We start from the raw sequence: 21,368 nt of genomic DNA, 5'->3' as shown, positions 1-21,368 counted from the left end.
AATATCCTTCAGAGCTCGATCGGACGCTGCCCAACCACGGCCAGGTCATAGCCGTCAAGGGCGATCAGGCTGTGCTGGGTGTTGCTGAGCAGGATCATGTCATGCACGCCCAGCTCCGCCAGGATCTGCGCGCCTACGCCATAGTCGCGCAGTTCGTCCATGCCACCGGGCTGCTTGCCGGCATGGGCCTGGATCATCCGGGTCAGCATGTCGGGTTCGCCGTCACGCAGCAGCACGACCACGCCGGCGCCTTCCTTGGCGATGATGTCCATCGACCGGGCCAGCACGTCGCCGCGCGGCCCTTCGCCGCCGAAAATGTCGCTCAGCGGGGCCAGCTGATGCATGCGCACCAGGGTCGGCTGGTCGGGGTCGACCTTGCCCTTCTGCAGCACCAGCTGTTCCGACTTGGTCGCCTTGTTGAAGAAGGTGATCGCCTTCCATTCGCCGCCCCACTTGCTTTCAAAGACGGTTTCGGCGCGGCGCTCGACGACATGGTCGTGGCGGCGACGATAGGCGATCAGGTCGCGGATCGTGCCGATCTTCATCTTGTGCTTGGCGGCGAAGGGGATGAGGTCGTCGAGGCGCGCCATCGTGCCGTCATCCTTCATCACCTCGCAGATGACGCCGGACGGGTTGAGGCCGGCGAGGCGGGCGACATCGACGGCGGCCTCGGTATGGCCGGTGCGGACCAGCACGCCGCCGTCCTTGGCGATCAGCGGGAAGATATGGCCCGGCGTGACGATGTCCTGCTTGCTCTTGCCGGAATCGATCGCGACGGAAACGGTACGGGCGCGGTCGGCGGCGCTGATGCCAGTGGTGACGCCTTCGCGCGCCTCGATCGATACGGTGAAGGCGGTTTCATGGCGGGTGCCGTTGTTGCGGCTCATCAGGTCCAGGCCCAGTTCTTCAACCCGGCCCTTGGTCAGCGCCAGGCAGATGAGGCCGCGGCCATGGGTAGCCATGAAATTGATCGCGTCGGGGGTCGCCATCTGGGCGGGGATGACCAGATCGCCTTCATTTTCGCGATCCTCGTCATCGACCAGGATGAACATGCGGCCGTTGCGGGCCTCGTTGATGATTTCCTCGGGGCTGGCAAGTGCGGTGCCGCCCTCGCGCTTCAGCAGATAGGCTTCCAGCTTGCCCAGCGTCTCGGCCGTCGGGTTCCAGTCGCCTTCGCCCAGCTTGCGCAGGCTGTTGGCGTGCAGGCCGGCGGCGCGCGCCAGACCCGATCGGGACATGCCGCCATCGGTAACGAGGGCGCGGACGGAATCGATAAGCGAGGACGACATAAACACTCCTTCCCGGATCGGGTATGAGAGTTATATCACACTGCAATGTGATTTCTTCAAGGGTGAAATCACATCATTTGCTGCGAAGGCTCTGCATCCGGTCGAGATAGCGGGCCAGCACATCGATCTCCAGGTTGAACGCCCGGCCGTCGGGCAGGCTGTCCAGCGTGGTGGCGATCGCGGTGTGCGGGATGATGTTGAGGCCGAAATGGACGCTGCCGTCGGGCTGGTCCTCGACGCTGTTCACGGTCAGCGAGATGCCGTCCAATGTGATCGATCCCTTGGCGGCCAGTGCGGCGGCCAGTTCGGCCGGTGCGCTGATGACCAGGCGGATCGAATCGCCCTCGCGGCTGGCCGACACCAGATGGCCGATGCCGTCGACATGGCCGGTGACGATATGGCCGCCCAGTTCGTCGCCGACCTTCAACGCGCGTTCCAGGTTAAGCTTGCCGCCGTGCGCCCACAGGCCCGGCGCAGTGCGGGCGACGGTCTCGGCCGACAGGTCGACCGCGAACCAGCCCGGCCCCTTTTCCACCACCGTCAGGCAGGCGCCCGAACAGGCGATCGATGCGCCGATCGCCACCGTCTCCATGTCATAGCCGCTTTCGATGACCAGGCGCAGGTCGCCGCGCTGCTCATGGGTGCGGATGGTGCCGATGTCGGTGATGATGCCGGTGAACATGGTGCCCAGATCCTTGGGAAAGAAATTTGCGCTGATCTAGGCGCTGCGCGTCCGCGCGTAAACCTCCAGCCGGTCCGGGCCGAACTGACGCTGATCGGTCTGGTGCCAGCGCCCATGGGCATCGGCCAGGTCGGTCAGGCCGATATCGCCGATCCCGGCCAGGCCCGATCCGATCAGGATCGGCGCGCGATAGAGCAGCAGCCGGTCGACCAGATCGGCGCGCAGGAAGGCGGCGGCGGTCTCGGCCCCGCCCTCGATCATCAGATGGTCGACCCGGTCGAGCGTTGCGATATCCGCCGGATCGGCAATGGTGCTCCAGCCTTCGGGCGCCGGGCCACGGCTCAGCAGCAGCCGGCGGGGCGATCGCTCCTCCAGCCCTGGCAGGCGCACGTCCAGGCTCGGCGCATCGGCCCGCAACGTACCACCGCCGACCAGGATGGCGTCATGTCGCGCCCGCTCCAGATGGGCATGGGCACGGGCATCCGGCCCGGTGATCCAGCGACTCGACCCGTCAGCCAGCGCGATCCGCCCGTCGAGCGAGAGTCCCAGCTTCAGCGTCACTGCCGGGCGCCCTCGAGTCTGGCGCAGCACGAAGCCGCGCATCGCCTCGGCGGCCTCGGCCGCCATCAGCCCCATCTCGACCACCACGCCACGCTCGCGCAGCCAAGCGGCGCCCTGGCCATCGGTGCGTGGATCGGGATCGCGCAGCGCAATCACGACTCGGGCGACGCCGGCCCGCGCCATCAGGTCGGCGCAGCGCGGTCCACGCGGACTCAGGTGAAAACAGGGTTCCAGCGTCACATAGGCGGTGGCGCCCTCGGCCCGATCCATCGCCTCGTCCAGCGCCTGTGCCTCGGCATGGGGGCGGCCGCCCTTCTGAGTCCAGCCGCGGCCGACGACATGGCCGTCGCGCACGATCAGGCAGCCGACATTGGGGTTGGGGGTCGACAGGCCCCGGCCACGTTCCGACAGGGCAATCGCCGCCGCCATGTAGCGACGGTCAGCGGCGACGTCTGTGGTCATGGTCAGGGTTTGGCGGTTGCCGCGTCGACCTTCTGATCGGCCTCCGCCTTGGCCAGCCGCTGGTCCAGCAAGCCATTGATCTGGCGGACGGCTTCCTTGCGCCGTGCGGTGTTGCGAGCCTCTTCGTCGCGCCATTCGATGCCGAAGGCGTCGGCAAAGCCCTGCATCTTCTTCTGCTGCTTGACGAGGGCCGCCTCGCGCTTGGCGAAGTCGATCTTCTGCTGCAGGATCACCGCCGCGTCGGACCGGTTCGCATCCCAGCTCTGGACATAGATGATCTTGTTGCGGGTCGGCATCGTGTTGGTGTTCGCGTCGACGATGAACGCCCAGACGATCACATAAGTGAAGGCCGCGGACACGCCGAGCAGCGGCCATTTATGCTGGCGCTGCTGCCGGAAATAGCTCCAGAAGTCACCAAAGGCGCTCTTGGGAGAAACGGGACGGGGAAATATCGCCATGCCGCGCTTATAGGGCAGGGCGGGCGCGGATGCAAAATGATCCATCGAACATCCCTTCATGAAGGAACGGGCGGGTTATGCCGCCCGTCCTCTGCTCAGCGATCGGTCAGGGTGAAGCGCACGGTCAGTGTCTTGATGCTGCTCACAGCGACACCGTCGCGCGTCGCCGGGCGGAATCGCCATTTGCGCAGCGCATGCTTCTGGGTGGCGAGCCAGAAGCTCTCGTCGGTCGCCGAAATCTTGACGATGTCGCTGACGCGGCCTTCCGGACTGATGGTGACGCGGACGGTTACGTTGCCTTCCAGCCCCTGGCGGATCATCGCGCCGGGATAATCTGGCTGGAAAGAACCCAGGGCGTTTGGCGCTATCGTCGCATCGACAAGCACCGGAACATGTGGCGGGGGCAGGGGCGGATCGATGACCGTCCCGGTTCCGGAGCCGTCAAAGGGCGAGGATGGGCCGGTTTCGACCGTCGGGCCGGCCGGAACGGGCATCGGTATGATCGGATCGGTGGTGGTCGGCTTTTGCGGCAGCGGGTTGGTCTGGACCGTCTGGGTGGTCGGTTCCGGTGGTGCCGGTTCAGGCGGCGGGGGCAGCGGTACGGGATAGCCGGTGATCGGCGGCGTCGGCCGTACCCAGTCGATGACCTCCTTGGGCATCAGCAGGAAGGCGCCGACGACCACGGCATGGACCGCGATTGCCCCGCCGATCCCGATCGGTGATTTGCGCCGCGCGGCATAGCCCGACCGGGTCGCATCCTGTGCCGGTTGCATCGTCATATACATGGACTGCACCCTCCTCTCGTGGCGCCAGCTCTCTGGCGTCCATGGAATGATACAACATCAAAATATGATATGTTGCAACATCAATTTTCAGGAGGGCGGTGCGCCTGAAATATTCGCGCTGCCTCGGGACATATCGGGGCAATGCGGCGATGCGAGACACTGCGGCAACGCAAATCCAGGAACTCCGATGCGCCTTCCCACGATGCTGCTATTGTCGACCCTGTTGCTGCCGGTGCCACTGTTCGCCCAGCAGCCAGCCGATCTGTCTGCGCGGACGGAAGGCCCGCATGACGGCGGGGCACGACCCGATGGGCCCTGGGCTGCCGATGCCGACGGTGATGGCCGGATCACGCGGGACGAGATGCAGGCCTGGCTCGATCGCCGTTTCTCGGCGATGGATTCGGACGGCGATGGGGCGATTTCAGCTGACGCCATGCAGCAGATGTTGGGCCATCAGCGCGGCCCGCGGCAGGAAGGTCAGGGTGAACGCCGGCATGGCCGTGGTGGTCCTGGCGGCGGCCCCGGTGGCGCCGGCGGCCCTCCGCCCGGTGGTCCGCCATCCGGCCCGCGACCGGGCGGCCAGGGTGGCGAGACCGCTCCACCCCCACCTCCGGGCCGCGCCATGCCCTATCCCGAGGATGGCAATGAGGATGGCGTGATCGATCGCGCCGAATTTTCCGCCCCATCGCTCGCCATGTTCCATGATCTAGACCGCAATGGCGACGGCGTACTGAGCGCCGACGAACTGCCGCCATCGCCGCCGCCACCGGGGGGAGAGGGCGGTCCCGAAGACTGATGTTCAGCTAGGAACCGGGGGCCTTCTCCTCTGTGCGACCGGTTCCGGTCGGGGCGCGTCGTTTTTGGCCCGATGCGCCCCGACCATTTCTCAGAAGAAGGTGTCGATGGCGTGGATGGCCAGCCCCACCAGCCCGCCGACCAGCGTGCCGTTGATGCGGATATATTGCAGGTCGCGGCCGACCGCATTTTCAAGCCGGCTGGTGACCGTGCCGGCATCCCATCCGCGCACCGTCTCGCTCACCAGCTTGACGATCGAATCGCCATAGGTGGCGGTGGCGCCGACCGCGCCGCGCCGCACGAAGCGATTGATCACCAGTTTCAGCCGCGCATCCTCCTGCAATGTGCCGCCCAGTTGCTGCAACGCCTCGCCCAGTCGCCCGGCCATCGCCTTGCCGGGATCGCGCACCGCACGCAGCAGACCGGTGCGGGCCTGTTCCCACATGCCCTCGATCCAGCGCTGCATCGCGGGATTGTCGAGTATCTCGTCGCGGATCTTGGCCGCCTTCGCCTGCATCTCGATGTCGAACTGCAGGTCGAAGGCGAGCTTGGCCATGCCTTCCTCGGCCTTGAGGCGCAGGCTGTGGCCGGGATCGGCGGCCATGTCCGCCAGCAACTTGCGCAGGCCGTTGACGATGGCATTGGCCAGATTCTCGTCCAGGCCCGTCCAGCGCAGCACGGTGCCTGCGCGCTCATGCACCATCTGGCGGATCAGATGATCGTTCGCCTCCAGCGCCCTGTCCGCCCACTGGATGATGCCATCCATCACCGGCGCATGGCGGCCGTCGCGCATCGCCGCCTCAATTGCTTGCCCCACCAGCGGGCCGACATTGATCGCGCGCAGCCGCTGGCCGATCGCGCCCTTCACCATCCCGCCCAGCCGTTCCTGGTCCAGCGCCTCCAGCATGTCGGCGAGCAACCGGGATGCGCCGACGCGCAGTCGCCCGTCGCCGGCGGACGGACTGGCCAGAAAACGGCCGGCCGCACCGGCCACGTCCATGCCGCGCATCCGCCGCGCGACGACGGCCGGGGTCAGGAAATTGTCGCGCAGGAAGATCGCCAGCGTGTCGCCGATCCGGTCCTTGTTGCGCGGAATGATCGCCGTATGCGGGATCGGCAGGCCAAGCGGATGGCGGAACAGGGCGGTGACCGCGAACCAGTCGGCCAGGCCGCCGACCATCGCCGCTTCGGCAAAGGCCTGGACGAAGCCGATCGCGGGATGGAGATGGACGGTGGCGCGCCCCGCGATGAAGATCGCCGCCATCGCCAGCAACATCCCCGTCGCCACCAGCCGCATGCGCCGCGCGGGATGGGCGGCGGCGTCGAGGGGCGAACGGGGCATGCGCAGCAGCTTCATGGCGGTGAAACGGTTACGCGCCCGTTTCGTTCAGGCAAGCCCCATATTTTGCCATGGGGCTGCCCGCGCGATCCCGGCCCTTATTCCGCCGGCTGGGCATGGCTGCCCGAATGGTCGTCATGCGACTTGTGGGTCAGGAAGCGGCGGCTGAGCCGTGGCCCGGCCCATTGCTCGACGCCCAGCGCCAGGCTGAACACGGCCGGCACGATCACCAGCGTCAGCACCGTCGACAGCAGCAGGCCACCGATCACGGTGATGCCCATCGGTGCGCGCCAGGCGGCGTCACCCGACAGCGACAGGGCCGTCGGCACCATGCCCGCGACCATGGCGACCGTGGTCATCACGATCGGCTGCGCACGCTTGTGCCCGGCGTCGAGGATCGCCTCCTGCTTGGGCACGCCCTTTTCCATTTCCTCCAGCGCGAAGTCGATCACCAGGATCGAGTTCTTGGCGACGATGCCCAGCAGCATCAGCAGGCCGATGAACACCGGCAGCGACATGGGCTGGCCGGCAATGTGCAGCGCGATCGCCCCGCCCAGCGGCGCCAGCAGCAGCGACCCCAGGTTGACGAAGGGCGGCATGATCCGCTTGTAGAGCAGCACCAGCACCGCCAGCACCAGCATGATGCCGGAGAAGACGGCGATCACGAAGTTGGTCAGCATTTCCGCCTGGAACTTGCTGTCGCCTGCCTCGATCTTCTGCACGCCCTGGATGCGGCCTTCCTTGATGGCCTTCATCGTCGGCAGTTCGTTGATCTTCTGGTTGGCCTGGCTGGTGACGATGCCGGGCGCCAGATCCGCGCCGACGACGACGCGGCGGATCTGGTTATAGCGGCGAATCTGCGTCGGGCCTGCGCCAAAGCTGATGTCGGCCACCACCTTGAGCGGCACGGAACCGCCCGACACCGTCGGCACCGGCATATTCTCGATCGTGGCGATATCCTTGCGGCTATCCTCGGCCAGGGCGACGCGGATCGGGATCTGGCGATCGGACAGCGAGAATTTGGCGACATTCTGGTCGATGTCGCCGATCGTGGCGATGCGGATCGACTGGCTGAGCGCAGCGGTCGTCACGCCCAGGCTGGCAGCCAGGTCCAGGCGCGGCTTGATGATGATCTCGGGCCGCTGCATGTCGCCTTGCACGCGCGGCGCGCGCAGTTCGCGGATGCCGGCCATTTCATGCACCAACTGGTTGGCGGTCTTTTCCAGCAGCTCCGGATCGTCCGAACCATACATCATGATGATGTCGCGGCCGAAGCCACCACCCGACTGGGACTGGAAATTGACCCGTGCGTCGGCGATCGTCTGGAACTTGGGTGCAATCTTGCGTTCCCAATCCACCGACGACATGGGCCGGGTCTTCTTGAGCGTCAGGAAGATGTCGGCGCTGGTCGGCTCGATATCGGCAAAGGCTGCCTCGACCACATCCGTGTCGGCGGCCAGCATGTCGGCAACCTTGCGGGTGATGGCGGTGGTCTGTTCCAGCGTGCTGCCCGGCACGGTCTCGATCTTCACCTGACTGAAATCGGTGTTGATCGTCGGCTGGAAGGTCATGGGCAAAGTGCCGAAGGCGAACAGGGTCGCCACGAAGGCGAGCATGCCGATGCCCAGAGTCCACACGCGATGGTCGACGAAGAAGGCGACGAAGCGATTGCGGAACCCGCCGCGCGCGCGCCGCGCCTTCGCCTTGCGCTGGTCCAGCGACCAGTGGAGCACGCTCATATAGCGGTCCATCAGCCAGCCTTCGCCATGGCTGGCCTCGCCATGGGCCTTCAGGAAATAGGCGGCGATCATCGGCGTGATCAGGCGCGCCACGGCCAGGCTCATCAGCACCGACACGACCACGGTCATGCCGAACTGGATGAAGAACTGGCCCGAAATACCCGGCATCAGCGCGACCGGCAGGAACACCGCGACGATCGCCATGGTGGTCGCCAGCACGGCCAGGCCGATTTCGTCGGCCGCGTCGATCGACGCCTGATAGGCCGATTTGCCCATGCGCATGTGGCGCACGATATTTTCGATCTCCACGATCGCGTCATCGACCAGCACGCCCGCCACCAGGCTCAATGCCAGCAGCGAAATGCCGTTCAAGGTGAAGCCGAGCATGTCCATGAACCAGAAGGACGGGATCGCCGACAGCGGGATCGCGAGGGCGGAGATCATCGTCGCGCGCCAGTCGCGCAGGAACAGGAAGACGATGACGACCGCCAGCACCGCGCCTTCGATCATCGCCGACATGGCGCTGTGATACTGGCCGCGTGTATATTCGACGCTCGAATAGAGCTGCTTGAACTGGACCTTGGGATTTTCCTTCTTCAGCTTGTCCAGCACCTTCATGGCATCGTCATAGACGGTGACGTCGGACGATCCCTTGGCCTTTTCCAAGCTGAAGCTGGTCACCTGCCGGCCGTTCATCAGGGCCAGGCTGCGCTGTTCGGCATACATGTCGCGAACATCGGCAATATCGGCCAGCTTGACCGTGCGGCCGCCGGAAATGGCGATCTGGGTCTGGCCCAGATCATGGGCGTTGCGGGCATTGCCCAACACGCGAATCGACTGTTCGGCACCGGCAATTTCGGTGCGGCCGCCGGCCGCGTTGATATTGACCTGGCTCAGCTGCGCATTCACCTGCGCGGCGGTCACGCCATAGGCCTGCAGACGGGCGGGATCGAGGATGACGCGGATTTCGCGGCTGACGCCGCCACCGCGCCGCACCGCCGCCATGCCGCTGACCGACAGCAATCGCTTGGCGACCGTATTGTCGACATACCAGGACAGTTCCTCCAGCGTCATGTCGGTCGCTTCGGCGCTGAAATAGGCGATCGGGCCGCCATCCACGTCGATGCGCTGGACCTGCGGTTCCAGGATGCCGTCGGGCAAATCGCTGCGAATCTGGTCGACGGCATTCTTGACGTCATTGACCGCGCGATCGACCGGCGTGCCGATCTTGAACTGGACATTGGTCAGCGACTGGCCTTCGGATGCGAAGGAGGTGATGTCCTCGACCCCGCTGATACCGCGCACGGCCGCCTCGACCCGCTGGGTCACCTGGGTTTCCAGTTCGGTCGGTGCGGCGCCCGGCTGGGACACGGTGACACTAACCATGGGGAAGCTGATGTCGGGATTCTGGTTGATGTCCATCCGCAGGAAGCTGACGACACCGGCCAGCATCAGCGCGGCGAACAGGACCAGCGGCGGCACCGGATTGCGGATCGCCCATGCGGAGATATTGCGAAAACTCATGACGGGCTTCCCTCACCGGACGCCACCGCGCCCGCTTCCAATATTGTCAGTCCTGCCGGTCCGGGCACGATGACCCGGCCGGGACCATTGCGTCAGCGCGCCTTGAGCGCTTCCGGCTTCACCTTCTGCCCCACGGTCAGGAAGGCGCCGGCCGACGTCACGATGCGCTCGGCGCCGGTGATGCCGCTGGTGATGGCGACGCCCGTGTCGGACACCTGGCCCACCTTCACGTCACGCCGTTCGACCTGATTCTTGCTGTTGACGATATAGACATAGCTGCCCTTGGCGTCGCTCTGCACCGCCGATTCCGGCAGCAGCGGGGCATTGCCCGAGCCGCTGGTGATCGTCGCCGACGCGAAACCGCCGGGGCGGATCGCATCATTATAGGCGACCGCAATGCGGGCGATGCCCTGGCGGGTCTGCGGATCGACGACCGGCGATACCTGCCAGACGCGACCGCTGAAATGCTGGTTGCTGCCGACCGGGGTCACGGTCGCACTGTTGCCCGCGCGCAGCGTCGCCAGATCGGCTTCGGCTACCTGTGCCTGCATTTCCATCTCGCCATCCTTGGCCATGCGGAACAATGTGCCGCCACCGGCCTGGACGATCTGGCCCGGTTCGACCGTGCGGGTCAGCACCAGACCGGATGCCGGTGCGCGGATGTCCAGCCGGCCGGTACGGGCGCGCTGTTCGGCCAGTTGCGCCTCGGCCACGCGGACCTGGGCGACGGCCTGGTCGCGGGTGGCGGTGCGCTGGTCGATGTCGGCGGCGCTGATGAAGCCGCGGCCAACCAGCGCCTTGGCGCGTTCCAGCTGGGCCTGGGCCAGCTTGGCATTGGCACGCTGTACTTCGACCTGGGCAGCCAGCGAATTGACCTGCTCGCTCTGGACCGATCGTTCGACGGTGGCCAGCACCTGGCCAGCGCGCACCCAGTCGCCCGGTTGCACCAGCACGCGCGTCACCATGCCGCCTTCGCCGACCACGCCGACCGGCATGTCGACACGGGCGGCCAGCGATCCGGTGCTGCTCACGGTGCGCGCGACCATCGTCTGGCCGGGGGTCAGCACGGTCACGACCGGCGCCTGCGGTGTGGCGTCGGGGGCGGCGGCATCCTTGCCACGCATCGACAGCGCGGCAGCCGCCGCCACCAGCGCAATTGCAACAACGCCACCGATGATCAGCAGCCGGCGGCGACGGCGAATCCGGTCTTCGTCATCGACCAGGATCGCGGACGATTCGCCCGTCAGCGTAGTTTCGTAATTCATGCCGTTTCCATCTCTCCGGCGGGTTCCGCCCAAACTCGGAACTGTGTTATATGAATATATCACCGCCCTCAAGCCCCAATATCACGCTTGGACGGGCCTTCGCAAAGCCAATTGTGCCCTTGCGAAGGGCTTGGCGGGCTCTTGCGCCTCGTGCGTCTCTTGCCAAAGGGATCGGACTATGTCGCTATGCCGCGCCTTGGGGCGGGTTGGACAGTGCAAGAGGATACGTGCCATGGAATTGCTGGGATGGATCATGACGGGCCTGCTCGCTGGAGCATTGGCGCGTCTGGTCATGCCGGGCCGCGATCCGGGGGGCTGCGTCGTCACCATCCTGTTGGGCATGGCCGGAGCCTTGCTGGCGGCCTTTGTCGGGCAGATCATGGGCTTTTATGCCCCGGGTCAGCGTGCCAGCTTCATCGCCGCCGTGCTGGGCGCGATCGCGGTGCTGGCGCTCTATCGCTGGTTCAGCGTCCGGCGCTGACGCAAAAAGGCCGCGTCCTTCCTGGGAAGGACACGGCCTTTGATATGGAATTCCGGGTCGTTAGCGGACCGATCCGCGCCGTACCAGGTTGACGATCGCCAGCAGGATGACCGCGCCCAGCAGCGAAACGAGGAAGCTGTAGAGCGTCAGTCCGGCATTGTTGATCGAGCCGCCACTGAAGATCAGGCCGCCGATGAAGGCGCCGACAATGCCGACGACGATGTTCAGCAAGATACCCTGCTGCGCGTCCGTGCGCATGATCATGCTGGCGAGCCAGCCAATGATGCCGCCGACGATAAGCCACAAGATGATGCCCATGTTACTCTCCTTGACCACACCCCCAACGGGTTTGCTGGCTATTCAACCCGAAACATGGCTTCGCGTTCCCGCACAAAATGATTCCGCCTTGGAAACCATCCCCAAGGCGCAATGCAAAAGGGGCCACCGGACGGTCTGTCCGGCGGCCCCTGCATCATCCTCTCCGGTGCGCGCCTGTCGGCGGCACCCGATCCCTCAATATTTCTGCTGCCGCTCGTAGAGCGACTTATAATATTGGATGCGCGTGACGCGCAGGCCATGCATGCCCGAACGGTCCACCGCCCGTTGCCAGCTGGCAAATTCTTCCAGCGTCAGGCTGTAGCGGGCGCATGCTTCGTCCACGGTCAGCAGACCTCCATTGACGGCAGCGACGACTTCTGCCTTGCGACGCACCACCCAGCGAGTGGTGTTCACGGGCGGCAGATTTTCCAGCGTCAGGGGTTCGCCGAGCGGTCCTACGACCTGTGCAGGCCTGATTTTCTGGTTCTCTATCATCTTTACCCTCAATTAGCGGCATTGGCGTTGCCGAATTCAGCAGCGAAACCTCGTTGTCACATCAGCCCTGAAGATCGGCTAAAGCCCCAAGGTAAACACAGGCTTCATCATCCTTGCCCCACCCCTAAATGGCTCGCGATCAGCGGGTTAAAGCTTCCTGCGAGACGAACGGCTTCGATCTTGCCGTCGGAACGTGGCGCGAAAATCTCGGCCAGTTCCTGAATCCAGTCCTCCATCCCGTCCTGCCCCCGCAGGACGCCCGCGACCGCCAGGGCCGTGGGACTGGCCGCCTGCGCCGCAGCCGAAGCCGCTCGCAGGAAAGGCCAGGCCGGGACGCGTGCCCGGCCTGTCGGCCTTGTCAGAGCGGGTTTCAGCCCGCCTGTCCGGAGAAAACTCAGATCCATGACCAGGCTTCTACCGGGCTAATCGATAAGGTCCGGTAAATGCCGGACACATTTTCGTCATCGAAACGATGCGCCTCTTGGGGAAGATGCTGGAACGCGGCGCCGCCTGCGACTATATGGGCGGCCATGCAGCCCGAATTTCAGCTCCCAGAGCCGCTCTCGCAGCGGCGCATTGTCGTTGCCATGTCCGGCGGCGTGGACAGCAGCGTCGTCGCCGCGCTCGCCGCGAAGACCGGCGCGGAAGTGATCGGTGTGACGCTCCAGCTTTACGATCATGGCGCCGCCGTCGGCCGTACCGGCAGCTGTTGCGCGGGCCAGGACATCCGCGATGCGCGCGCCGTCGCTGATCGCATCGGCATTGCGCATTATGTCTTTGATTATGAAAGCCAGTTTCGCGATTCGGTGATCGCCGACTTTGCCGATGAATATATGGCCGGCCGCACCCCGATCCCGTGCGTCAAATGCAATATGGGGGTGAAGTTCACAGATCTGTTCCAGATCGCGCGCGACTTGGGTGCCGACTGTCTGGCGACCGGCCATTATGTCCGCCGGGTCGAAGGGCCGCAGGGCGCGGAACTGCACCGCGCCGCCGATCCGGCGCGCGACCAGAGCTATTTCCTGTTCGCCACGACTCAGGCACAGCTCGATTATCTGCGATTCCCTTTGGGTGGCCTGCCCAAGCCGCAGGTACGCGAGATTGCCGCCGAACTCGGCCTGTCGGTGGCGCTGAAGCCTGACAGTCAGGACATCTGCTTCGTGCCCGATGGCGATTATGCCAAGATCGTGCGCAAGCTGCGCCCCGATGCGGACGAGGGCGGCGATATCGTCCATGTCGATGGCCGGGTGCTGGGGCGGCACAAGGGGCTGATCCATTATACGGTCGGCCAGCGCAAGGGACTGGAAATCGGCGGCCAGGCAGAGCCGCTCTATGTCGTGCGGCTCGATGCCGAAGGGCGGCGGGTGATTGTCGGGCCAAAGGTTGCGCTGGCCGTGTCGGGCGCGCGCCTCAGCGACATCAACTGGCTCGGTCGCGATTTTACCGGGCCTCTGACGGCCAAGGTCCGCTCCATGGCTAAGCCTGTTCCCGCGCGTCTGGAAGGCGATCGGCTGATCTTCGACGCGCCCGAATATGGCGTCGCGCCGGGGCAGGCCGCAGTCCTCTATGCCGGCGATCAGGTGCTGGGCGGCGGCTGGATCGCCGCGACCGAGGCTGCGCTGGCGGAGGCGGCCTGAGCCGGCGGCGCGGCCAATTGTGACATTTATATTTCCTTTCGTGCCCGATTCGATCTAGCGTCCCCGCCTTGGCGGCACCGCTCGCAACAAGGGGCGCACGGATGGACAACCGCGAAGTCGAGCTGAAGCTGGAATTTGATCCGGCCGATCGCGCCTTGCTGGCCGATGCACCGCTGTTCGCGGGGCAGAAGGGGCAGGCGGCCCATCTGGTTGCGACCTATTTCGATACGCCCGCGCTCGATCTGCACCGTGCCGGCTTTTCCTTGCGCGTCCGGCGCAAGGGGCGCGCCCATGTTCAGACGATCAAGGCCGATGGCGGCAGGGCGGCTGGCCTCTTTGCCCGCTCGGAATGGGAAAAGCCGGTCGACGGCAATGTCCCGCTGTTCGATGCGATTCCCGATCCGCTCGATCGGGCCGTCGGCGCCGCCATTGTCGCGACCGCCGACAAGATTTTTGTCACCGATATCGAACGCACCGTACATCGGCTCGATCGGGACGGGCAGGGGGTCGAATGCGCGATCGACATCGGCCGGGTTCGGGTCGGCCGTCGTGCCACCCCGCTGGCAGAGGTGGAACTGGAATTATTGTCGGGTGAACCGGCTCTGCTTTTTTCGATGGCCCGCCAGCTTAACGACCTGGTGCCGCTGCGCCTGGGCATGCGCTCCAAGTCGGATCGCGGCTATGCCCTGCTCGCGAAGGAACGGCGCAAGCCGGCTAAGGCCGAACCCATTGCGATCGCACCAGACGCAACCGTCGAACAGGCCTTTCGTGCCATCGCCCAGGGCTGCATCCGCCAATTCCGCCTGAACGAGGATCTGCTGTTCACCACCGGCGCGCCCGGCGCGCTGCATCAGGCGCGAGTGGGGCTGCGTCGGCTGCGCTCAGCGCTGTCGATCTTTGCGCCGGTGCTGGCGGGCGATCCGGCACTTGCGTCGCTCAAGGATGGTCTGCGCGCATTGGCCGCCACGCTTGGCCGGGTCCGCAATATCGACGTGCTGCTGCCCAACCTGCCTGACGATGCCGCCGCCCGTCTCGCGCTTGTCCGGGCGGAAGCGCTGGCAGATGCCGAGCTTCGCCTGCAGGCCCGTGAGACCCGCATCCTGATGCTGAATCTCGCCGAATGGCTGGCGCTGGGGGACTGGTGTAGTCGACCGGCTGATGCCTCTTTGCTGCATGCGCCTGCCAGGCGCTTTGCTGCCGAAATCCTGTCGGATTGGCGCAAGCAGCTGAAGCGCAAAGGGAAGAATCTTGCCAGGCGCAGCGACGGGCGGCGCCATCAGGCCCGCATCGCCGCCAAGAAACTCCGCTACGCCAGCGAATTCTTTGCGCCGTTTTTCCCGCAGGACAAGCAGCAGCGACGTTATGGCGCCTTCTCCGCCATGCTGGAAAAGCTGCAGGATGATCTGGGGGCGCTCAACGATCTGGCGACCGCGCCCGCCACCCTCGCGGCGGCCGGCATCGGCTTCGATTTGCCCGCGCCGGACGACAAGGCGCAGCGCCGCCTTCTGCGCCGCGCCGAAAAGGCCTATGCGACACTGCTCGACACCAGGCGCTTCTGGGGCTGAGCCTTCCAGCCATCGTGGCCCGAAAATCTTGTGCTTTGGCGTGTCGATGGCTAAGGCCCGCCGGTCATGACTCGCCCGATCACCTTTGCCATCCCCAAGGGCCGCATCCTCGAAGAGGCGCTGCCCCTGCTCGCCAAAGCCGGTATCGAACCGGAGGCGGAATTCCATGACAAGAAGAGCCGGGCGCTGCGCTTCGCCACCAACCGGCCCGATGTGTCGATCATCCGCGTGCGCGCCTTCGACGTGGCGACCTTCGTCGCCCATGGCGCAGCCCAGATCGGCATCGTCGGTTCCGACGTGGTCGATGAGTTCGATTATTCCGAACTTTACGCGCCGGTTGACCTGAATATCGGCCATTGTCGCCTGTCGGTCGCCGAGCCGGCGGATGCGGGCGACGAGGATCAGGCGGCGATGAGCCATGTCCGCGTCGCCACCAAATATCCCCATCTCACCCGCAAATATTATGAGGCGCGCGGGCTTCAGGCCGAATGCGTGAAGCTCAATGGTGCGATGGAACTGGCCCCCTCGCTCGGCCTGTCGCGTCGGATCGTCGACCTTGTGTCCTCGGGCGCTACGCTCAAGGCCAATGGCCTGGTTGAAACCGCGATCATCATGCCGGTCTCGGCGCGGCTGATCGTCAACCGCGCCGCCTACAAGATGCGCTCGGCCGATCTCACCACGCTGGTCGAGGCGTTCCGCAAGGCTGTGGAGGTGCGCGATGCCGCTTAGGCTCGACAGCAAGGCCGCCGGTTTCGCGGCCGATTTCACTGCCCTGGTCGATGCCCGGCGCGAAGCGGATGAGGATGTGTCGCGCGACGTCAGCGCCATCCTGAAGGCAGTGCGCGCCCATGGCGACACGGCGCTCGCCGATTATACCAGCCGTTTCGACCATCATGATCTGGACGTCAGCGGCTGGGCGGTCAGCCCCACCGATTGCCGCGCCGCGCTGGATGGCCTGTCGACGCCTCTGCGCGACGCGCTCGAACTCGCCGCTGCCCGCATCACCGCCTATCATGAAAAGCAGAAGCCGGTGGACAGCGACGGTATCGACGCCGCCGGTGTGCGCCTCGGCGCGCGCTGGACCGCGGTGGATGCGGCCGGCCTCTATGTGCCGGGTGGCCGCGCCGCCTATCCCAGCTCGCTGCTGATGAACGTCATCCCCGCCAAGGTCGCGGGCGTACAGCGCATCGCCATGGTCACGCCAACGCCGAAAGGGGAAATCAACCCGCTGGTCCTGGCCGCCGCGCAGATCGCGGGGATCGAGGAAATCTGGCGCGTTGGTGGCGCGCAGGCCGTCGCCGCGCTGGCCTATGGCACCGAACGGATCAAGCCGGTCGACGTCATCACCGGTCCCGGCAATGCATGGGTCGCCGAAGCCAAGCGCCAGCTTTATGGTGTCGTCGGCATCGACATGGTTGCCGGCCCGTCGGAAATCGTCGTCGTCGCCGATGGCCAGAATGACGCCGACTGGATCGCCGCCGATCTCCTGAGCCAGTCGGAACATGACCCGACCAGCCAGTCGATCCTCTTCACCGACGATGCCGCCTTCGCCGATGCCGTCGAACAGGCGGTCGAACGCCGGCTGCCGCTGCTGTCGACACAGGCCGTCGCTACCACCAGCTGGGCAGCCAATGGCGCGATCATCCTGGTGCGTGACCTCGATGAGGCGATGCCGCTGGTCGATCGACTCGCGCCCGAACATCTGGAACTGGCGGTGGACGATCCCGACCGCTATTTCGCGCAGGTCCGCCATGCCGGCTCGGTCTTCCTCGGCCGGATGACGCCCGAGGCGGTGGGCGATTATGTCGCTGGCCCCAACCATGTGCTGCCGACCGGTCGCCGCGCGCGCTTCTCCTCGGGCCTTTCGGTGCTCGACTTCATGAAGCGCACCAGTTTTCTTGGCCTTACCCCCGACGCGATCCAGGCGATCGGCCCCGCGGCCGTCGCGCTTGCGGAGGCGGAAGGGCTGCCCGCACACGCCGCATCGGTCGCGCTGCGGCTCTGATTTCTTCCCGTTCGGTTCGAGCCTGTCGAGAACCGGTTATGCGGGCTTCTCGACAGGCATGATATTCACGGATTAGAAAGCCGCATGAACGACCGCTCCAAATCCCGCTCCGCCGCGCGCCTCGCCGCGGTCCAGGCGCTCTACCAGCTCGAAATGGAGGGCACGCCGCTCCATCTGCTGCTGCACGAATTCCACGAACATCGCCTGGGCGCGACGATCGAGGATGTGACCTATGCCGAAGCCGAGCAGAATTTCTTCGATGACGTCGTGTCGGGCGTCGATCGCCGCCGCGCCGAAATTGACGGACTGATCAGCGCGCGGCTGTCGAGCGGCTGGACCCTCGACCGCCTCGACAAGCCGATGCGCCAGATCCTGCGCGCGGGCACCTATGAACTGCTCGCTCGTCAGGATGTCGCGACCGGCACCGTCATCAGCGAATATGTCGACGTCGCCCACGCCTTCTACGACAAGCGCGAAGCCGGCTTCGTCAACGGCCTGCTCGACGGCGTGTCGAAGGACGTGCGGAAATAAGGTTGCACGGACGCGTTCTGTAATGGACGTCATCCCGGACTTGATCCGGGATCCATTCAGCGCTTCCTCGCCAACATAGCGCGCAATGGATCCCCGCGTCCGCGGGGATGACGGATGATTTCTGTAGAAGCGGGTGCTGGGATAGAGATTACATCATGTCCGCCGAATCCCGCTTCCTCACCCTGCTGCGCCTGCTCGCCCATGATCCTGCCGCGCAGGGATTGCAGGACGATGTCGCGGTGCTGCCGGTCGGCGACACGCGTCTCATCCTTACCAGCGACACGATGGTGGAGGGCGTCCATTATCTTCCCACCGATCCGCCGGCCGATATCGGCTGGAAACTGGCGGCGGTGAATCTGTCCGACCTTGCCGCCAAGGGCGCGAAACCGGTGGGCTGCCTGCTCAACTACAGCCTGTCGGGCGACGATGGCTGGGACGCAGCTTTCCTCGAAGGTCTGGGCGAGGCGCTGGAGCGCCATGCCATGCCTTTGCTTGGCGGCGACACGGTCAGCATGCCGGCCGGCGCACCGCGCAGCTACAGTCTGACCGCGATCGGTGAGGCGACCAGCACGCCGGTCCCCAGCCGCGCCGGCGCGCGGGCGGGCGATCGCCTCTATGTCACCGGGCCGGTCGGCGATGCCGGGATCGGTCTCGACCTGGCCCGCGCCGATCCTGCCGCGTCCGGCCCGCTGGTCGCCGCCCATCGCCGACCGCGCCCGCGCCTCGCCGAAGGAACATTGCTCGCCCGCCTCGCGACCGCGATGATGGACCTGTCCGACGGCCTGTTGATCGATGCCGCGCGCATGGGCGCGGCCAGCAACCTCGCCGTCACCATCGACCATATCCCGCTATCCCCGGCGCTCGAAAGCGTGCGCGGCGCCAGCACCGCGATCCAGCTCGCCGCCGCCCGTGCCGGCGACGATTATGAATTGCTCTTCGCCCTGCCGCCCGGTGTGTCGCCGCCGGTGCGCGCGATCCCGATCGGTCGTTTCGCAGAAGGGGCGGGCCTGACCCTGCTGATCGACGGCGCGGTCATGCCACTGCCCGACCGGCTCGGCTGGGAACATGGCTGATCTCGATCATTGCGCTACCGGCTTGACGCGCGCGGCCTGACCTGTAGCTTCCTATCACCCTATTCTCAGCCGGTTGGAGCGCCCGATGCGCATCGTCCTGTCGCTGATTGACGCGGTGCCCGATGCCGGCGTTCCCCCGTCCGGCCGCCCGCTGTTGCGCCCTTCGCCCGCCCGTCATTCCCTGCGGAGCGATCGATGACAGCAACAATAGGGGGAGAGGAACAAGCATGCAGATAGTCCATATCGCCATAGGGTGCGGCCTGCTGGCCGTGCTCTACGGGCTTTTCACCAGCCGGCAGGTGCTCGCCGCACCGGCGGGCAATGAAACCATGCAGGCGATCGCGGGGGCGATCCAGGAGGGGGCAAAGGCCTATCTCGGCCGCCAATATACCACCATTGCGGTGGTCGGCATCGTCGTCGCCGTCCTTGTCTTCCTTTTCCTGGGGATAACTTCTGCCGTCGGTTTCCTGATCGGCGCGGTCCTGTCGGGCGCGGCCGGCTTCATCGGCATGAACATCTCGGTGCGCGCCAATGTGCGCACGGCAGAGGCCTCGCGCGGCACGCTGCAGAGCGGCCTCACCGTCGCCTTCCGCGCCGGCGCGATCACCGGCATGCTGGTGGCGGGCCTCGCCTTGCTCGCGATCAGCGTCTTCTTCTGGTATCTGACCGGCCCGGCCGGCCATGCCCCCGATGACCGTCTGGTGATCGACAGCCTGGTCGCGCTGGCCTTCGGCGCCAGTCTCATTTCTATCTTCGCCCGGCTGGGCGGCGGCATCTTCACCAAGGCGGCCGATGTCGGTGCCGATCTGGTCGGCAAGGTGGAGGCCGGCATCCCGGAGGATGACCCGCGCAACCCGGCAGTGATCGCGGACAATGTCGGCGACAATGTCGGCGACTGCGCCGGCATGGCGGCCGACCTGTTCGAAACCTATGTCGTCACCGTCGGCGCCACCATGGTGCTGACCGCATTGCTGGTAACCGGCGTCGACAACGCCTTCCTGATGCGCTTGATGGCCTTGCCGCTGATCGTCGGCGGGGTGTGCATCATTACCTCGATCATCGGCACCTATATGGTCCGCCTCGGCGCCAGCCAGTCGATCATGGGCGCGCTCTACAAGGGCTTCTGGACCACCGCGATCCTGTCGATCCCGGCGCTCTGGTTCGTCACCCATTATACGCTGGGTGATCTCAATACCCCGTTCGGCACCGATCTGGATGGCGTTGGCGGCTATACCGGCATGGCGCTGTTCTGGTCGATGATGGTGGGGCTTGCCGTCACCGGCCTGCTGGTCGTCATCACCGAATATTATACCGGCACCAATTACCGCCCGGTCCGCTCGATCGCCAAGGCATCGGAAACCGGCCATGGCACCAATGTCATTCAGGGCCTCGCCATCAGCCTGGAATCGACCGCGCTGCCGACGATCGTGATCGTGATCGGCATCATCGTCGCCTATCAGTTGGCGGGCCTGATCGGCATCGCCTTTGCCGCCACCGCCATGCTGGCGCTGGCCGGCATGGTCGTCGCATTGGACGCCTATGGGCCGGTCACCGACAATGCCGGCGGCATCGCCGAAATGGCCCATCTCGATGACAGCGTCCGGGTGAAGACCGATGCGCTCGACGCGGTCGGCAACACCACCAAGGCGGTGACGAAGGGCTATGCCATCGGCTCGGCCGGCCTGGCGGCTCTGGTGCTGTTCGGCGCCTATACGGAGGATCTGAAATTCTACAACTCGGCGCTCGGCCTCACCGAGCCGGTCGATTTCAGCCTGTCCAACCCCTATGTCATCGTCGGCCTGCTGCTGGGCGCGCTGCTGCCCTATCTGTTCGGCGCGATGGGTATGACGGCGGTCGGCCGCGCGGCCGGCGACGTGGTCAAGGATGTGCGTGACCAGTTCGCCACCAACAAGGGCATCATGGAAGGGACGTCGCGCCCCAATTATGCCCGCACCGTCGACCTCGTCACCCGCGCCGCGATCAAGGAAATGATCATCCCCTCGCTGCTGCCGGTGCTGGCGCCGATCGCGGTCTATTTCATCATCGCGGCGGTAGCAGGCGTGCCCAACGGCTTTGCCGCGTTGGGTGCGTTGCTGCTGGGCGTCATCGTCTCGGGCTTGTTCGTGGCCCTGTCGATGACGTCGGGCGGGGGCGCCTGGGACAATGCCAAGAAATATATCGAGGATGGCCATCATGGCGGCAAGGGCAGCGAGGCGCACAAGGCCGCGGTGACCGGCGACACGGTGGGGGATCCCTACAAGGACACCGCCGGCCCGGCGGTCAACCCGATGATCAAGATCACCAATATCGTGGCGCTCTTGTTGCTCGCGGCGCTTGCACACGGCGCTTAACCCGGTTTTAAAT

Annotated in this window: 20 protein-coding genes; 9 read left to right on the top strand and 11 right to left on the bottom strand. The window is 65.6% G+C overall.

Annotation, left to right across the window (positions count from 1 at the left end; translation table 11 throughout):
• Window positions 1-8: 8 nt before the first annotated feature.
• From ribB to JQK15_RS12515, 5 genes are all read right to left on the bottom strand, one after another.
• Entirely contained in the window at window positions 9-1,289 is a 1,281-nt protein-coding gene (ribB, locus tag JQK15_RS12535) for a 3,4-dihydroxy-2-butanone-4-phosphate synthase (protein WP_069336373.1), read from the bottom strand.
• A 73-nt stretch (window positions 1,290-1,362) separates the two neighbouring features.
• Window positions 1,363-1,971: a riboflavin synthase gene (locus tag JQK15_RS12530; protein ID WP_069336372.1), complete on the bottom strand. Its 609-nt coding sequence runs from the start codon at window positions 1,969-1,971 to the stop codon at window positions 1,363-1,365.
• A 36-nt stretch (window positions 1,972-2,007) separates the two neighbouring features.
• Window positions 2,008-2,961 carry a bifunctional diaminohydroxyphosphoribosylaminopyrimidine deaminase/5-amino-6-(5-phosphoribosylamino)uracil reductase RibD gene (gene ribD / locus JQK15_RS12525; protein WP_214865999.1) on the bottom strand — a complete coding sequence of 318 codons (954 nt, stop codon included), beginning with the start codon at window positions 2,959-2,961 and terminating at the stop codon, window positions 2,008-2,010.
• 35 nt (window positions 2,962-2,996) lie between these two features.
• Window positions 2,997-3,497, bottom strand: a complete 501-nt coding sequence (locus JQK15_RS12520; protein ID WP_037510071.1) for a hypothetical protein — start codon at window positions 3,495-3,497, stop codon at window positions 2,997-2,999.
• 50 nt (window positions 3,498-3,547) lie between these two features.
• The gene (locus tag JQK15_RS12515) at window positions 3,548-4,237 is read right to left on the bottom strand and encodes an energy transducer TonB (protein WP_214865848.1); all 690 of its coding nucleotides are present in this window, start codon (window positions 4,235-4,237) and stop codon (window positions 3,548-3,550) included.
• Window positions 4,238-4,424: 187 nt separating this feature from the next.
• On the opposite strand from JQK15_RS12515, the gene JQK15_RS12510 reads away from it, so the two are divergent.
• Entirely contained in the window at window positions 4,425-5,033 is a 609-nt protein-coding gene (locus tag JQK15_RS12510) for a hypothetical protein (protein ID WP_214865846.1), read from the top strand.
• 90 nt (window positions 5,034-5,123) lie between these two features.
• On the opposite strand, the gene JQK15_RS12505 is transcribed toward JQK15_RS12510, so the two are convergent.
• The 3 genes from JQK15_RS12505 to JQK15_RS12495 form a co-directional block, all read right to left on the bottom strand.
• The gene (locus JQK15_RS12505; protein ID WP_214865844.1) at window positions 5,124-6,389 is read right to left on the bottom strand and encodes a DUF445 domain-containing protein; all 1,266 of its coding nucleotides are present in this window, start codon (window positions 6,387-6,389) and stop codon (window positions 5,124-5,126) included.
• Window positions 6,390-6,469: 80 nt separating this feature from the next.
• Window positions 6,470-9,634, bottom strand: a complete 3,165-nt coding sequence (locus JQK15_RS12500) for an efflux RND transporter permease subunit (protein ID WP_214865842.1) — start codon at window positions 9,632-9,634, stop codon at window positions 6,470-6,472.
• 92 nt (window positions 9,635-9,726) lie between these two features.
• Window positions 9,727-10,899, bottom strand: coding sequence for an efflux RND transporter periplasmic adaptor subunit (locus JQK15_RS12495; protein WP_214865840.1), 1,173 nt, complete (start codon window positions 10,897-10,899; stop codon window positions 9,727-9,729).
• 232 nt (window positions 10,900-11,131) lie between these two features.
• Here JQK15_RS12495 and JQK15_RS12490 point away from each other — a divergent pair, with 232 nt between their 5' ends.
• The gene (locus tag JQK15_RS12490; protein ID WP_069336366.1) at window positions 11,132-11,380 is read left to right on the top strand and encodes a GlsB/YeaQ/YmgE family stress response membrane protein; all 249 of its coding nucleotides are present in this window, start codon (window positions 11,132-11,134) and stop codon (window positions 11,378-11,380) included.
• 60 nt (window positions 11,381-11,440) lie between these two features.
• Here JQK15_RS12490 and JQK15_RS12485 read toward each other — a convergent pair whose 3' ends face one another.
• The 3 genes from JQK15_RS12485 to JQK15_RS27280 all read right to left on the bottom strand — a co-directional run bounded on the left by JQK15_RS12485 (window position 11,441) and on the right by JQK15_RS27280 (window position 12,429).
• Window positions 11,441-11,698 (bottom strand): GlsB/YeaQ/YmgE family stress response membrane protein, encoded by a 258-nt coding sequence (locus JQK15_RS12485; protein ID WP_004208845.1) that lies wholly within the window; start codon window positions 11,696-11,698, stop codon window positions 11,441-11,443.
• A gap of 195 nt (window positions 11,699-11,893) precedes the next feature.
• A complete protein-coding gene (gene sciP, locus JQK15_RS12480) occupies window positions 11,894-12,193 on the bottom strand; it encodes a CtrA inhibitor SciP (protein ID WP_004208844.1) in 300 nt (99 codons plus the stop codon).
• 107 nt (window positions 12,194-12,300) lie between these two features.
• Window positions 12,301-12,429 carry a hypothetical protein gene (locus tag JQK15_RS27280; RefSeq protein ID WP_268801522.1) on the bottom strand — a complete coding sequence of 43 codons (129 nt, stop codon included), beginning with the start codon at window positions 12,427-12,429 and terminating at the stop codon, window positions 12,301-12,303.
• A 294-nt stretch (window positions 12,430-12,723) separates the two neighbouring features.
• Here JQK15_RS27280 and mnmA point away from each other — a divergent pair, with 294 nt between their 5' ends.
• The 7 genes from mnmA to JQK15_RS12440 all read left to right on the top strand — a co-directional run bounded on the left by mnmA (window position 12,724) and on the right by JQK15_RS12440 (window position 21,355).
• On the top strand, window positions 12,724-13,830 hold the full coding sequence (gene mnmA, locus JQK15_RS12470; RefSeq protein ID WP_010336936.1) for a tRNA 2-thiouridine(34) synthase MnmA: 1,107 nt from the start codon (window positions 12,724-12,726) through the stop codon (window positions 13,828-13,830).
• A 101-nt stretch (window positions 13,831-13,931) separates the two neighbouring features.
• Entirely contained in the window at window positions 13,932-15,395 is a 1,464-nt protein-coding gene (locus JQK15_RS12465; RefSeq protein ID WP_214865838.1) for a CYTH and CHAD domain-containing protein, read from the top strand.
• 66 nt (window positions 15,396-15,461) lie between these two features.
• Complete coding sequence (hisG, locus tag JQK15_RS12460; protein WP_004208839.1) at window positions 15,462-16,124, top strand: ATP phosphoribosyltransferase; 663 nt, start codon at window positions 15,462-15,464, stop codon at window positions 16,122-16,124.
• Complete coding sequence (gene hisD, locus JQK15_RS12455; protein WP_214865836.1) at window positions 16,114-17,400, top strand: histidinol dehydrogenase; 1,287 nt, start codon at window positions 16,114-16,116, stop codon at window positions 17,398-17,400. The genes hisG and hisD overlap by 11 nt, the downstream gene beginning before the upstream one ends.
• Before the next feature lie 84 nt (window positions 17,401-17,484).
• A complete protein-coding gene (gene nusB / locus JQK15_RS12450) occupies window positions 17,485-17,931 on the top strand; it encodes a transcription antitermination factor NusB (RefSeq protein WP_004208836.1) in 447 nt (148 codons plus the stop codon).
• Window positions 17,932-18,086: 155 nt separating this feature from the next.
• Window positions 18,087-19,004: a thiamine-phosphate kinase gene (gene thiL, locus JQK15_RS12445; RefSeq protein WP_214865833.1), complete on the top strand. Its 918-nt coding sequence runs from the start codon at window positions 18,087-18,089 to the stop codon at window positions 19,002-19,004.
• Window positions 19,005-19,231: 227 nt separating this feature from the next.
• The gene (locus JQK15_RS12440; RefSeq protein WP_214865831.1) at window positions 19,232-21,355 is read left to right on the top strand and encodes a sodium-translocating pyrophosphatase; all 2,124 of its coding nucleotides are present in this window, start codon (window positions 19,232-19,234) and stop codon (window positions 21,353-21,355) included.
• The last annotated feature ends 13 nt before the right edge of the window (window positions 21,356-21,368 follow it).

The sequence above is a fragment of the Sphingobium sp. BHU LFT2 genome (genome assembly GCF_018604485.1).
GTDB lineage: Bacteria > Pseudomonadota > Alphaproteobacteria > Sphingomonadales > Sphingomonadaceae > Sphingobium > Sphingobium yanoikuyae_A.
The sequence above is the reverse complement of the archived record's forward strand: the minus strand, read 5'-3'. Positions and strand labels throughout refer to the sequence as shown.